The sequence below is a fragment of the Zobellia uliginosa genome, from assembly GCF_900156625.1.
GTDB classification, from domain to species: domain Bacteria; phylum Bacteroidota; class Bacteroidia; order Flavobacteriales; family Flavobacteriaceae; genus Zobellia; species Zobellia uliginosa.
In genome coordinates, this window is record NZ_FTOB01000002.1 from 464,735 (window position 1) to 481,359 (window position 16,625).

3 protein-coding genes are annotated in these 16,625 nt (G+C 42.8%); all 3 read left to right on the forward strand.

Annotation, left to right across the window (positions count from 1 at the left end; all coding sequences use genetic code 11):
• The first annotated feature begins 399 nt into the window (after positions 1 to 399).
• From BW980_RS06570 to BW980_RS06580, 3 genes are read left to right on the forward strand one after another with little or no spacing between them, the layout of a single operon-like run.
• On the forward strand, positions 400 to 13,653 hold the full coding sequence (locus BW980_RS06570) for a T9SS type B sorting domain-containing protein (RefSeq protein WP_076454133.1): 13,254 nt from the start codon (positions 400 to 402) through the stop codon (positions 13,651 to 13,653).
• A gap of 25 nt (positions 13,654 to 13,678) precedes the next feature.
• A complete protein-coding gene (locus tag BW980_RS06575; RefSeq protein ID WP_076454134.1) occupies positions 13,679 to 14,611 on the forward strand; it encodes a PorP/SprF family type IX secretion system membrane protein in 933 nt (310 codons plus the stop codon).
• Positions 14,612 to 14,621: 10 nt separating this feature from the next.
• The gene (locus BW980_RS06580) at positions 14,622 to 16,559 is read left to right on the forward strand and encodes an OmpA family protein (RefSeq protein ID WP_076454135.1); all 1,938 of its coding nucleotides are present in this window, start codon (positions 14,622 to 14,624) and stop codon (positions 16,557 to 16,559) included.
• The last annotated feature ends 66 nt before the right edge of the window (positions 16,560 to 16,625 follow it).

Here is a 16,625-nt window from a genome sequence, read left to right on the forward strand (position 1 = left end):
TAAAATTTACTTACAAAATTTGAAAATAACGAATTGTTGCGAGCCCTGTGTTTTTCACTACCTAACGCGCGGAAATAATCATTTTTAATAGGGTATTTTCCTTCTTTGGGCCTTAATTTAAACATGATTTACTACAACGTTATAGTGCGTGAAAAGATTTTAAAATAAAACTTGACCTTTCGTAGGTATTGCTGTCAAAAGGATAATCGATGAAATGCATTTTCTTAAAATCCCTTCATATACAAAATATCGGTTTTCTCATACACTTCGCCCTTAACAGACAACAATAAATGTAGAATAGTTCATTTGTAGCATACATTTGTCATAATTAACTATTATTTTGTAATCCATTACTTACTATTTTAGTAATCTTGGAATTTTAACACTAACCGCCTTATCATGAATTTCTCACTAAAAACCAGCGTTCTCGCGTTGATAGCTATTCTATTGTATGCTATTAACTCTAGTGCCCAGATTGACAGCAATCGGTTCACCGTACTTCTCTCTCCCCAGAGTTTAGCCACTTGTGGAGCGGGTAACAACTCTTTAGAAGAGGTGTTCATTAGGGGCAAGAATGCATCTTGTCACGATTTCAGTATTACTTTCGACTTGCCACCAGGGGTAGAGTATGTGGCCAATTCGGTCAATGTTACGGCCCAATCAGGTTCTGGCGATTTTGTAGTCACGTACGGAGGCACCCCTTCTAAGCCCATATTTACGGTTCAGCGCCCCGGCGATGCCAATTGGCAGGTAGGCGATGAAGTAACCTTTACTTTTTTGCGTAGTGCAAATTGTGAGGCCGTTAAATTTTTAAATTCAGGTGGTTTGTTTAAAGATGCCCATACCATCAACTTTCAAGATGTAAATGGCGCCAACTCAGATTCTGATACGGAACCAACAATATCATCATATTCCTTAATGGCTGCTTCACTTAATATTTCTGCTATACCCACTATAAATGCAAATGTAGGAGAGACATATACTAGAAATATTACATTGGCACAAGGGGGTAACGGTTGCACAGAAACCTTCACCTATTATGTAGATCTAGGCGTAGATGTTGATGATGCTTACACCTTGTCTTATGCCGGCGAAGTATTAAATCCTGTTTCAAAAGTAGGCCAAGTCTTAACCTATGAAATCGATTTAAACCAATCAGCGTTTGACAAGAAGGTAGGGGATGGCTTGAACAATTGCTTTGATAATGGTGAAGTAATCGTATTTGAGGAAGAGTTCAGGGTAGATGATTGCCTCGATACGGCCATAGTCCATAATACCTATTGGGGGTGTAGTGCAGGGGAAGTATGCCAAGCTGCCGCACCACAGACAGGGTCTCTTAATTTTGGGGCCAATGTGCCAGATATTTCTTTAACGAAGGTTGGGTCTACAAATCCTGACTTATGCAAAGCTGTAACATATACCGTAAAAATTGAGAATACAAACGCTACAGCCGGCTCAATGGCTTTAGATGTTGGTATTATTTTAGGTAGGGGAGGAAATACAACTCCGGTATCAACAGCGGATTCTAATCCTTTGTGGGGCTATGAACGCCATAAAACTCGAAAGTTTTCAAATTTTCGATTTGGGACGAACCCTTCTTTTTTACCTAACAATGTCACGAGTGATATTTATGCCACAACGACAACGAACGTAATACCACCCAATTTTTTTACATCGGATCCTGATGGAGCGGGTGGTTTTGATGATTTGGATAATGATGGGTTTTATGATGATTTACCTCCTGGAGAATCAACAGAACTATCTTTTGATTTTGAACTATCACCTAAGAATAACTGTGGCACAGGCAGATTTGATTATTTGGAATGGGAACACACTTATTTTGATGTCTATTTTAAAGATCAATGTAAAAGTGATCGAATTCCAGAAAGAATAGATTTAAATTATTTTAACATAATTAGAGATTACAGAAGCGTAACAGAAATTGATGCGCCAACGGATATTGTTAACAATGAAGATTTTACTATTAAAATCGCTCCTTCAATGCAAGCAAATGGTGTAGGAACACCAACAATTGATGGAGAGGCTTTGTTTGCTGATAATGGTAATACGGAATGGAGTATTACTATAGAAGTCCCAGCGGGTATGTCATTACAAGCTTCTGCTTCTTCTGAATTTACACAAATAGGCAATTTTATTACCTATTCAACTACTAATATTAATAATATTAGTGTTGAATTTAAGGATTGGGTAGAATTTCCATTAACCTTTTCTTGTGGTCCTAACGGATTACAAGCAATACCGTATACAACCAATTTTAAAGCAACGGGATCTAATGGAACATGTTGGGACCAAAACATTCATTGTGGTACAATTAATATTTACACCCATTGTCCAGGTCCATGTGTTGGTCCGGCAATTGAAGGTTTTGATGCTAAGAGAATTACTGCTGGTTGGACAGATGCTTCAATGGCTACAAAAGTAGTTTTAGATGACAATACAGGTGGTCTTAACAAGTACATGGCGGGTGATCAAATGGAGATTACCACTATAGCGTCTATTAATAATATTTCATTAGATAACTTATATTTTGATCTAACGTACAATACCCAAAGTTTGGCAGCTGGCGGTTCTGACATTATTACCCTTGTAGATGCTCAGATAACCATAAATGATACGCCAACCACATCACAATCTGGTGCTATTACTAATTCCCCCGTATTAACGACCAACGGTACTACGGAACATAGGTTGAGTTTTGATCTTTCAGACTATAGAAGTTTAATTGGAGGTACATATAATTATGAAGGAGATGCAAGCGAACAAGATATAGTTGAATTAGTTCTGACCTTTGAATTTAGCAAAGATTTTGATGACATTGATTATTATGAATTAACTAAGTTAAGGGGAGAGTTCTTTGGATTTACAGATTACCCTGCAAATACTGCTGCAAACAGGGTGGGTTGTGATACGTGGGGAGACAGGGCATTTTACTCAAGACCTCGTATAAACCATAGTAACCAGTCGAGAGCAACCAATGGTTGTGCCCCATCGAATGGTGTGCTATATTGGACCCATAACATGGGACCGGATGATATGCACCCAGATGAATATAGACCAACAACTATCTGGAAAAATACCGTAGTCGATATTCCAGAGGGAGCAAGATTTACAGGGAATATTACTTCTGTACAGTTTGAAAGTAATTCCTATTCAACTACAACAGGTGAATTTGTTGCTACCGAAAGTAATGGTCAAATCATTATTACCCCAGGACCAGGCTTTGTAAATATGGATCAAAATTCCTTGATTCAACCTAGGTTTTATGTGGAGTTTATGGGTACTTGTGAATCTCCTCCTTCAGCTAAATATCAATACACGATAAATTTTGAAAATTTCGCGTATACGGATACACCGGAAGCGGCAAGCATTACGGGCACCAATACTTTTACGTATACGCAGCCAACTTTTATCGTACAATCACCGGCACCAACGGTCAATGGAGATGCATATACAGTAGATTTTGATACTAATATCTCAAATACCAGTCCGGAGGATGTTGATTATAATTGGTTACAGATTACTACCCCAGCGGGCATAAACTTAAATAGTGCATTTACGGTTTCCGGTGGCGTTGAAACCCCGGCAAATTTTTACCAATCCGGAGATAAAATGTGGATTGAAGCTGGCTCTATAGCTACTGGCGACACAAAGACCGTAAGATTTAAAGGAGATTTTGATGATTGTCAAGACCTAACGGTTTTAGTGGAACACGGTTGGGATTGCTCTGGATATCCAGGTTATCCTAATACTTCTACGAGTATAGCCGATTATAGTGCCGTCGGTACCACATGTTATCAGAATTCTACTTCAATTACCTTAGAACCTAAAGGAGCACAAGTACAAGTAGCTATTACCGATGAACCGGCTGGAGCGCAAGATTTGTGTACACCTTTTAATATAGGGGTAGATATGATCAGCGCGCAATTGGCAGATTTAACTTTCCCATATTTAGAATTCGCCATTCCGGGCGGAGATGGTGGTATTACCATAGTAAATACGAATGTGGAATATCCAAAAAATTCGGGAAATATAGAATCGGTTACCGTAACGGTTACGAACGGAACGGCAAGGGTTAATATTATGGAACATTCCGGAATAGCTGCAATTAACGGAATAGCTGGTGACCCTGCCGTGAATACTATAGATGAAAGAACGGCACATATTGATCTTGAGATTCAATTGGAGTGTGATTTTATATCCAATTCAGAATTTACGTTTAAAGCATATGGAGAAAGTCCATGTGGAGATATAGCGGCAGGCAATGGCTCAAGGGTGGTTTCGAGCCCAGTAGAGGCAAACGGTGCAGTAGCTCCTTATAATGCGTTAAGCACTATATACGCATCTCCTGTGCAAGGTTGTGGTATTACAGATAAAATTAGCGTGGAAACCACGATTACTGGTGGTACTACCGGAGGCTCCGACTTTGCAAAAATTAGCCTAAGAACGGGAATTGAATATGTGGCTTCATCATTTTCAAGTGCAGATGGGGCGTCATTTGTTAGTATCAATACGGTAGGTAACCATCAAGAACTTATACTACAATATCCAGCAGGTGTTACAGCGGGCTCTAGAATAGATTTCGACTTTGATTTTATATCAACCAATGAAGGTATTTGTGATGATTTAGAAGAAGTTCGTATCGTAAATTATGTAACAGTGGGCGGTATAACCTGTTCAGCTACTAATTGTGCGGATTTTCAAGTGGCTACAGGTTCTTCCTATGAAATTATGCCTTTGGAAAAACCTATCTTAATAGGCACACCAAACGATAGTTTCTTTACAATAGATACCAGTAATAATTACGAGTATAATTTATCCTTGGAAATCGAAAACGGTAGTAGTGTAGATGCGAATGCCGATTATGCTTACAGTGTCTACTGCGCAGATGTAAACGGTGATATCGACGGAGCTGCCATCGCAACCGGTACCGTTGCATCAGCAATTGCTAGCGGTGCTAGTGTTACAGAAGAAATTATGTTTACCACGGCAGGTGCCGCTTGTTCAGGTACAAATTTTATAGTAGAGTTTTTGCCATCGAGTACTAACTGTCAATGTGAGGCTATTTTAATAGAAGTGCCGGTTGTTTCCGGTGCTCCATTAGATCTAGATAATGATAATGACGGTATTCCTGATGCGGTTGAAGTATATAATGGCGATGCCGATGGAGATGGTACTTTGGATTACGAAGATCCTGATTTCTGTGCTGCCAATTTTGATGGTGTAGACGGATGGGCTTGTACAACAATGGGTTTACCTGATCCTGATGGTGATTTAGATGGTGATGGGACTCCAAATTATTATGATGCCGATTTCCCAACTTGTGGCGGGCTGAATGCTAACGGGGTGTGTATCAATTTTGATACGGATGGCGATGGTATCCCCAACCACTTAGATTTAGATTCTGATAATGATGGTATAACGGATATCGTAGAGGTTGGCGAAGGTAATAGAGATTCCAACGGAGATGGTGTTTTAGATAATATTACCGATGTTGATAATGACGGACTTGCAGATGTAGTCGATAACGACACGACCGACGGTCCCGAAGGTAGTGCGCCTTGTACACCGCAAACTGCTTGTGTACAAACAAACTCTACATCCAATATTTTTGATACGGATGGAGATGGTACTACGGATAATAGTGGCGATTTTGATGGAGACGGACTAATTAATGCTTACGATTTAGATAGTGATAATGACGGTATTTTAGATACGGTCGAAGCACAAACTACAACTGGCTTTAGTGCTCCGGGAGCTATAGATCCATTGACAGGTATACCCGCAGTTGGCACAGATACCGATGGTATTGACCCCATCGATACCGACGGTGATGGTAATCCTGATTACTTAGATCTAGATGCGGATAACGATGGTATTACAGATACTTTAGAAGCCGGTGGCATAGATGCCGATGGCGATGGTGCGGTAGATGGTTTTGTTGATGCCGATAGTAACGGTGTTGCCGATAGCGTAGATTCTACTCCTTTACCAGATGAAGATTCTGATAACGATGGAATTTTAGATCGTCTAGATTTAGATAGTGATAATGATGGAATTACAGATACTACTGAAGCTGGTGGTATGGATGGTGACGGTGATGGCATCATTGATACCTTCATGACCGATACAGATAATGACGGACTTGCGGATAGTGTTGACCCAGTTGGTCCTGCTACTCCGGGTACACCAATTCCGAATCCGGATACGGATAATGACGGTTTAGATGATAGAATAGATCTGGATTCTGAAAATGATGGTATTCCAGATGTAATTGAAGCTGGCGGTCCTGACCCCGATAACGATGGTAGAATCGGTACAGGTCCAATTGCAGATACAGATGGAGATGGACTTTCAGATTTAGTTGATCCAAATGATAATACAACAGGTACACTAGACGATGGCCCAGGTACACCTTTACCAATTGACAATTTTGATGGTGACAGTGTTCCAAATCACTTAGACATAGATTCAGATAATGATGGTATTACAGATACTACAGAAGCTGGTGGACTAGATGTTAATGGTGATGGTGTTGTAGATGGTTTTGATGATACCACTACAACAGATGGTTGGGATGACGCTACAGCAGCATCTCCACTTCCAATTCCTAATTCAGATACTGCAGGCGGTCCAGATTACTTGGATATTGATGCGGATGACGATGGTATTCCAGATAACGTAGAAGCACAGGCTACAGCGGGCTATATTGCTCCTGCAGATGCTGAAGCAGCTAACGGATTAGATACCAATTATCCTGTAGGTTTAACCCCTGTGGATACGGACAATGATTTAATTCCTGATTATTTAGATGCGGATTCTGATGCCGATGATGTCAGTGATGTTGAAGAAGCTGGTCAAGGTACAATGGTAGATCCTTTAGCTGATGCTGATGGAGATGGCTTAAACGATGCCTTTGATGATACTACTCCTGCATATGATGTAAATAATGATTTGGATACAGGTGCAATCGCTACGGATAACGTAGATGATTTAGACACAGCAGAGGTTGATTTTAGATCGATATTAGATTCAGATAATGATGGTATTATGGATACGGTTGATATTGATGATGATAATGATGGAATCTTAGATGTTGATGAAACAGGAGATACGGATGGTGACGGTATTCCAGATAGTATTGATTTAGATTCTGATAATGACGGTATTCCAGATACGATAGAAGCTGGTGGTACGGATACAGATGGGGATGGTCATATAGATTACCCAACTCCTGGTGACCCATCTTCAATGACGGATACGAATAATGATGGTCTTGCAGATGAAATTGCAACGACTCCTTTACCAGATGAAGATTCAGATGGTGATGGTATAGAAGATAGAATAGATTTGGATTCTGATAACGATGGTATTCCAGATGTAACAGAAGCTGGTGGTCCAGATGCAGATAACGATGGTGTTATAGATACTTTTGCTACAGATACAGACCGCGATGGTTTGGCAGATAGTGTAGACCCTGCAGATGCAACTACTCCTGGTACGCCCTTAGAAAATCCAGATACCGATGGTGACGGATTTGATGATAGAATAGATACTGATTCTGATAACGATGGTATTCCAGATGTAACGGAAGCTGGTGGTTCTGACCCGGATAACGATGGTGTTATCGGTACAGGTCCAATCGCCGATGCAGATGGTGACGGACTTTCAGATATCGCGGATACAGATGATAGTACCACTCCAACGGCTACAGATGGTCCGGGTACAGCTTTACCTATAGATAATTTTGATGGTGATGCAAATCCTAACCATTTAGATATAGATGCAGATAATGATGGTATTCTAGATGTAATTGAAAATGGAACAGGTGCTTTAGATACCAATAATGATGGTGCTATTGATAAAGCTGATGATGTTTATGCAGATGCAAATGACAATGGTCAAGCCGATGCTACAGAAGGTACTGCGCCATTAAATACGGATACTACTGGCGGTGCAAACTATATAGATATAGATGCAGATGATGATGGTATTCCTGATAATGTTGAAGCACAACCAACTGCGGCTTATAATGCTCCAGATGATGCTTTTGATGCTGAAGGTTTAGATACCCAATATGCCGGTGGAATTACACCAGAAGATACAGATAATGATTTAATTCCTGATTACTTGGATCCAGATTCTGACGATGATGGTACGCCAGATAGTATTGAAGCGGGGCAAGGCACTATGACTGATCCTTTAGCTGATGCTGATAATGATGGATTGAACGATGCGTTTGATGATACACTTGGTACAGATGTAAATAATGACTTGGATACAGGTGCTGACGGTACGGACAACGTAGATGACGTAGATACGGCTGAAGTTGATTTCAGATCTATACTAGATCGCGACCAAGATGGTATTATGGATATCGTGGATTTGGATGATGACAACGATGGTATTTCAGATTTAGATGAAGCCAACGGAGTTGACCCGAGTGCCGATGATGATAATGATGGTATTGTAAACTATTTAGATGATGCTCCTGCCGACCCATTAGTGGGTGATGTAAACGGAATTGTTGAGCCAGCATTCGATTTTGATGGTGATGGTATTCCTAACCACTTTGATATCGATGCGGATAACGACGGAATATTTGATGTATATGAAGCGGGTAATGATGCTTTAGATACTAACAATGATGGTGTTATCGATAGTGTTGATACTGGTTTTCTAGATGCCAATAACGATGGACAAGCAGATAGTTCTGAAGGTACAATACCTTTAACTACGGATACCACGGGAGGTCCTGACTTCTTAGACATAGATGCGGATGATGATGGTATTCCAGATAATGTAGAAGCACAACCAACGGACGCGTATGTCGTTCCTGCAGACGCTTTCAACAGAGATGGTGTAGATACCAATTATCCTAATGGTCTAAGACCGGAAGATACAGATAGCGACTTAACCCCGGATTATATAGATTTTGATTCGGATGATGATGGAACTTCGGATGTAGTTGAAGCAGGTCAAGGTGCAATTACAGACCCATTGGCCGATGCTGATGGAGACGGGTTGAATGATGCTTTCGATGATACGTCGGGTAACGATGTAAACAATGATTTGGACACAGGTGCTATTTTGACGGACAATGAAGATGATGTTGATACTGCCGAGGTTGATTTTAGATCTATACTAGATCGTGACCAAGATGGTATTATGGATATTGTTGATTTGGATGATGATAATGACGGTATTCCGGACTTAGAAGAATGTAGCGGTATGGGTAGCGTATCATTAATTCCTGATGGAGATTTTGGTGTTGCAGATGTTGCTAACGATACCTATTACAACGGTGCAGGTAATGGTTCGGGTAACCCGGATAATTATAATACATATACCAAACCAATGCCAGCCAGTATTACCACAACTTACGGTAATGGTGAACCTAGACCTTCCGATGGAAACTATGCATTGGTAACAAACTCAGTAGGGTTGTCATATGTGGCAGGTGAGCCTATTCCTAACTTCTGGTTAGATATAGAAGACTATACCACAGATGCTCCTGGAGAGATAGGATACTTTGCTCTTTTCAACGCAGATGGTACGGCAGGTCGTTTCTACGAACAAACGATTACTGGTTTAAAGGTAGGGGAAACCTATGAGTTTAAAACTGCCATTATCAACCTGTTCAATCCTGGATATGCAGATAACGGTACGGAACAGTTCTTAGGTACCACACCTATTGCACCAAATGTTTCAATGTTAGTACTTGATAGTGGAGGTACTATTGTAGACCAATATAATTCGGGAGATATTCCTAACGATGGGGAGTGGAAAGAAGTTTCTTTGATTTTCACGGCAACGGATACAAGTATGACTTTCGCTATTGACAATAATACAGGCGGAGGAGTTGGAAATGATTTTGGTATCGATGGTATTTCTTTGACGCAATCCTGTGATTTTGATGGTGACGGTATACCAAACCCATTCGATCTAGATTCTGATAACGATGGTATTCTAGACATTGTAGAAGCTGGAGGAACCGATACGGATAATGATGGTCGTGTTGATGGCTTCACGGATGCAAATGATGATGGTCTGGATGACGATACGGCAGCAAATCCGTTACCATTACCAAATACAGATACTGCAGGAAATCCTAACTTCTTGGATATAGATGCAGATGACGATGGTATTCCGGATAATGTTGAAGCACAACCTACAACAAGTTATATAGTTCCTGCGGACGCTTTTAACAGAGACGGTGTAGACACCAATTACCCAACGGGCTTGATTCCTGAAGATACAGATGGTGATTTAACGCCAGATTATTTAGACTTGGATTCTGAGGATGATGGTATATCTGATATGTTAGAAGCGGGTCAAGGTACATTAACAGATGCTTTAGCGGATACTGATGGGGATGGTCTTAACGATGCTTTTGATGATACGCCAGGTAATGATGTAAACAATGATTTAAATACTGGAGCTATTGCTACCGATAACGAGGATGATTCGGATGTCGCTGAGGTAGATTTTAGGTCGGTATTGGATTTTGATGGTGATGGTATTCCAGATACGGTAGATCTTGATGATGATAACGATGGGATCTCAGATTTAGATGAGGCTAACGGAATCGATCCAAGTGCCGATGATGATAACGATGGTGTTCCTAACCATTCCGATGATAATCCAAGCGATCCTGCAATCGGAGATGTAAACGGAACAACGGAACCAGCCTTCGATTTTGACGGTGATGGTATTCCTAACCACTTTGATATTGATGCCGATAACGATGGTATTGTAGATGTTGTGGAAGCTGGCAATGGTGACCTTGACACGAACAATGACGGTGTTATTGATAGTAATGATGCCGGATTTGCCGATGCAACCGGAAACGGTCAAGCAGATAGTTCAGAAGGAACAACGCCACCAAACACAGATGGTTCAGGTGAAGCTAATTTCTTGGATATAGATGCAGATGATGACGGTATTCCAGATAATGTGGAAGCACAGCCTACGGATGCTTACATAGTTCCAGCGGATGCTTTTGACACAGTGGGATTAGATACGAACTATCCAGGTGGCATTGAGCCAGAAGATACAGATAACGATGGTACTCCTGATTATATAGATGATGATTCAGATGCAGATGGTATATCTGATATGTTAGAAGCGGGTCAAGGTACTTTAACAGATGCTTTAGCGGATACTGATGGGGATGGTCTTAACGATGCTTTTGATGATACGCCAGGTATAGATGTAAACAATGATTTGGATACAGGAGCAATTGCTACTGACAATGAAGATGATGCAGATGTGGCTGAGGTAGATTTCAGGTCAATGTTAGATTTTGATCAAGATGGTATTCCAGATACGGTAGATCTTGATGATGATAACGATGGTATCTCAGATTTAGATGAGGCTAACGGAATCGACCCAAGTGCCGATGATGATAATGATGGTGTTCCTAACCATTCCGATGATAATCCAAGCGATCCTGCGATCGGAGATGTAAACGGAATAACAGAGCCAGCCTTCGATTTTGACGGTGACGGAATTCCTAACCACTTTGACATCGATGCCGATAACGATGGTATCGTAGATGTTGTGGAAGCTGGCAACGGTGACCTTGACACGAACAATGATGGTGTTATTGATAGTAATGATGCCGGATTTGCCGATGCAACCGGAAACGGTCAAGCTGATAGTTCAGAAGGAACAACGCCACCAAACACAGATGGTTCAGGTGAAGCTAACTTCTTGGATATTGATGCAGATGATGATGGTATTCCAGATAATGTGGAAGCACAGCCTACGGATGCTTACATAGTTCCAGCGGATGCTTTTGACACTGTGGGATTAGATACGAACTACCCAGGTGGCATTGAGCCAGAAGATACAGATAATGATGGTACTCCTGATTATATAGATGATGATTCAGATGCAGATGGTATATCTGATATGTTAGAAGCTGGTCAAGGTACATTAACAGATCCATTGGCAGATGCTGACGGAGATGGTCTTAACGATGCCTATGACGATACACCGGGTAATGATGTTAACAATGATTTGGATACAGGAGCTATTGCTACGGATAACGAAGATGATGCTGATTTAACTCAGGTAGACTTTAGAGATGTTCTTGACTTTGACGGGGATGGTATTCCAGATACAGCAGATCTTGATGATGACAACGATGGGATCTCAGATTTAGATGAGGCTAACGGAATCGATCCAAGTGCCGATGATGATAACGATGGTGTTCCTAACCATTCCGATGATAATCCAAGCGATCCTGCAATCGGAGATGTAAACGGAACAACGGAACCAGCCTTCGATTTTGACGGTGATGGTATTCCTAACCACTTTGACATCGATGCCGATAACGATGGTATCGTAGATGTTGTGGAAGCTGGCAACGGTGACCTTGACACGAACAATGACGGTGTTATTGATAGCAGTGATGACGGATTTGCAGATACAACTGGAAACGGTCAAGCTGATAGTTCAGAAGGAACAGTACCACCAAATACAGATGGAACTGGTAAAGCTAACTACTTAGATATTGATGCAGATGATGACGGTATTCCAGATAATGTGGAAGCACAGCCTACGGATGCTTACATAGTTCCAGCGGATGCTTTTGACACAGTGGGATTAGATACGAACTACCTAGGTGGATTGGTTCCAGAAGATACGGACGGTGATGGAACGCCTGATTACTTAGATCTTGATTCTGAAGATGACGGTATTCTAGATATTGAGGAAGCTGGTCAAGGTACCTTTACAGGTGTTGATTCTGATTCGGACGGTTTAGATGACGGTTTTGACGATACGCCAGGTTTAGATGTAAACAATGACTTGGATACAGGTACAGATGGTACGGATAACGATGATGATACTACAACACCGGAAGTAGACTTTAGAGAAATAGGTGATAGTGATGGAGATGGTGTTCTTGATACACAAGAAGAGGCAGATGGTACGGATAAGAATAATCCATGCGATTACGTCATTGAGAATGTAACTTTAGCTTTCTCAGGAGATTACTTGGTTGCTGATTGTGATGGCGATGGTGTAATTAACGGGCAAGAGATTGATGATGAAACCAATCCAGAAGATCCTTGTGATTACATTGAGCGTAGCATAACCTTAGAGCAAGGTGGTGATTATTTAATCTCTGATTGTGATGTAGACGGATTGACTACTTCCCAAGAAGAGGCTATAGGTACGGATCCAGATGTAGCGGATACCGATGGGGATACCATATCCGATGGTCAGGAGATTGAGGACGGAACAGATCCCCTTGACCCTTGTGACTCCTTGAACGGTGTACCTACTTTAGCGGCAGGTTGCAGTGAAGAGTTAGTAGAAACAGGTATATCTGTTATCAATGAAATAATTACCGCGGATGGTGATGGTATTAATGAAGAGTTCTTAATAGATAATATCGAATCTTACCCTGATAATACGGTACAGATCTATAACAGGTGGGGTATCATAGTTTATGAGATGAATGGTTATGATAATGTTACGAACACCTTCAAAGGTGTTTCTAACGGAAGGATAACTATTTCTACCGATTCAAAATTACCTGTCGGGACATATTTCTATATAATCAAGTATGATAACAAAGGAGAGAAACTTAGTAAGGTAGGACACCTATATCTCAACAGATAAAAACGTTCCCAATAAATAAATAATCATGAAAAAAATAGAAATAATATTTTTGTCCCTGTTCACCGGTCTGGTCTCGGTCTATGGTCAGCAGGATGCCCAATATACCCAGTACATGTACAATACGATCTCGGTGAACCCTGCCTATGCGGGCTCCCGCGGGGTGTTCAGCATCGCGGCGTTGCACCGTTCGCAATGGGTGGGCCTCGACGGGGCCCCGACGACGCAGACGCTGAACTTCCATACGCCGGTCTCCAATAAAGTGGGACTGGGACTTTCGGTGGTGAACGACGAGATCGGTAACGGTACGAACCAGGACACCTACGTCGACGCGGCCTTTTCCTATACGGTAAAGACGTCGGACGAAGGCAAGCTGTCCTTCGGCCTGAAGGCGGGGGGGCACCTTTTGAGTGTCGATTTCTCAAAGCTGAGGAACTACGGTGCGGAGAGCAATCTTCCGAACATCGACAACAAGTTCTCGCCTAATATCGGAGCGGGGGTTTATTACCACACGGACCATTTCTATGCGGGCCTATCGGTACCGAACTTCTTGCAGACGGAGCACTTCGATAATTCCAACACCGACAGCAGTTCTTTTCTGGCGGAGGAGCGTATGAACCTCTACTTTATCACGGGCTACGTGTTCGATGTAAACCAAAGGTGGAAGTTCAAGCCTGCGGCCCTGGTCAAAGCGGTCAAGGGCGCGCCCCTACAGATCGACCTTAGCGCGAACTTCCTTTTCAACGACAAGTTCTCCTTGGGGGCGGCCTATAGATGGGACGCCGCGCTGAGCGCGCTGTTCGGTTTCCAGTTGAGCGACCAGTTCATGGTAGGGGTGGCCTACGACAGAGAGGTGACCGATCTGGGGGCGACACGGTTCAACGACGGCTCCTTCGAGATTTTTCTCAGGTACGAGTTTCTTAACCGTTACAAACGCGTGATCACACCAAGATTCTTTTAATATACAGGACATGAAAAAAGCAAGATATATATTCTGTGGACTGGCGGTAATGGCCATGGTGGCACGGGCACAGGAGAAAAAAATACGCAAGGCCGACACGAAGTTCACGAACTATTCCTACGCCTCTGCGATACGTTCCTATGAGGACCTGGTCGCGGACGGTCATACGGAAGAGGAGATCTTCAAGAATTTGGGGAACGCCAACTACTACAACGCCAATTACGATGAGGCCTCCAATTGGTACGCCCAACTCTTCCAGTTGGGGATAAGGGATATCGACCCGGAATATATGTACCGCTACGCCCAGACCTTAAAATCGCTAAAAAAGTACAAGGTCTCTGACGTATGGATGAACAAGTTCAAGACGGCAAGGTCGAAGGACCAGCGCGCCCTGGCCTTTGATAACAACGAGGACTACCTTGAACGTATAGAAGCGAATTCGGGCCGCTATGAACTGAAAAACCTGGGGCTGAACTCCAAGGTATCGGATTTCGCGCCTTCCTTCTACGGGAATGACCTGGTCTTTTCCACGGCAAGGGACAGCGGACTCATATCGAAAAACATCCACAGGTGGAACGACGGTGCCTTTTTGAACCTCTACAGGGCCACGGGCGACGACCAGGGCAATTTTACGGCACTGGACAAGTTGGACCGGAAACTGAACAAGAAAACACATGAGTCCTCCACGGCCTTCACCAAAGACGGCAAGACCATGTACTTTACGAGGAACAATTCCGACAAGGGAAAGTTCTCTAGGGACGAGGAGGGGGTGAGCCGATTGAAGATATACAGGGCTACGTTCGTCGACGGCGAATGGAAAAATATAGAGGAACTTCCCTTCAACGATGACAGCTACTCGGTGGCACACCCGACCTTGAACAAGGACGAAACGAAACTGTACTTCGCTTCCGATATGCCGGGAACGGCCGGGGAGTCGGATATCTTTTCGGTAGAAATAAACGAGGACGGTACCTTCGGTACACCACAAAATTTGGGCCCGCAGATCAATACGGAGGCCAGGGAGACCTTTCCCTTCGTAACGGGTTCCGATATTTTGTATTTCTCCTCTGACGGACATCCCGGTCTGGGCGGTCTCGATATATTCGCGACCGACCTGAAGGACGACAGGGGGAAGGTAATCAACGTAGGGAGACCTTTGAACGGTGAAGAGGACGACTTCTCCTATATCGTGAACGAGGAGACCCGAACGGGCTTTTTCGCCAGTAACCGAAAAGGGGGACAGGGCAATGACGATATCTATAGTTTTATCGAAAAGGAACCATTGGACTTCAGCTGCCATACGAACATTACCGGGGTGGTGAAGGATGAGGAGACAGGCGACCTGTTAGCCGATGCGATCATCAAGGTATACGATACGAAGAAGGACCTGGTAGCCAGTTCGCAAACGGATGCGAATGGCGCGTTCGCCATGGAAGGCGACTGTGCCGATGGCAAGTACAGGGTGGTGGCGTCCAAAACGGATTATGACGAGGGCGACAAGATATTCACAACGGTGAACGCGAAGGACGCTACAGGCATAGAAGTGGTATTGGCACGGACGGACAAATCGGCACCTGTCGGTACCGACCTTGCCAAGTACCTGAACATCGAACCGATCTACTTTGATTTCGACAAGTACTTCATCCGTGAGGATGCCCGTATCAGCCTTAACAAGGTATTGGCCTACCTAAACGAATATCCCAATGTTAAGGTACGGGTAGGTTCGCATACAGATTCTAGGGCCAACGACAACTATAATCTACGCTTATCGGCCAACAGGGCGAAGTCCACGGCGGCATACTTGGTGGAACAGGGAATCGATGAAGGCCGTATCTCCTTTGAGGGCTTTGGCGAGACGCAGTTGACCAACGATTGTAGCAATGGGGTGCCCTGTACCAAGGAACAGCACCAGATGAACAGACGTTCTGAATTTATCGTAGTGGAATAAGACGAAATAAATACCTGAAGGGAAGAAGGGGAAGTAGCTATGCTCTTCCCCTTTTTTATACCACAG

Coding starts and splice junctions, on each gene's coding strand:
- BW980_RS06570 (WP_076454133.1), top strand. CDS start 400: ATGAATTTCTCACTAAAAACCAGCGTTCTCGCGTTGATAGCTATTCTA.
- BW980_RS06580 (WP_076454135.1), top strand. CDS start 14,622: ATGAAAAAAGCAAGATATATATTCTGTGGACTGGCGGTAATGGCCATG.
- BW980_RS06575 (WP_076454134.1), top strand. CDS start 13,679: ATGAAAAAAATAGAAATAATATTTTTGTCCCTGTTCACCGGTCTGGTC.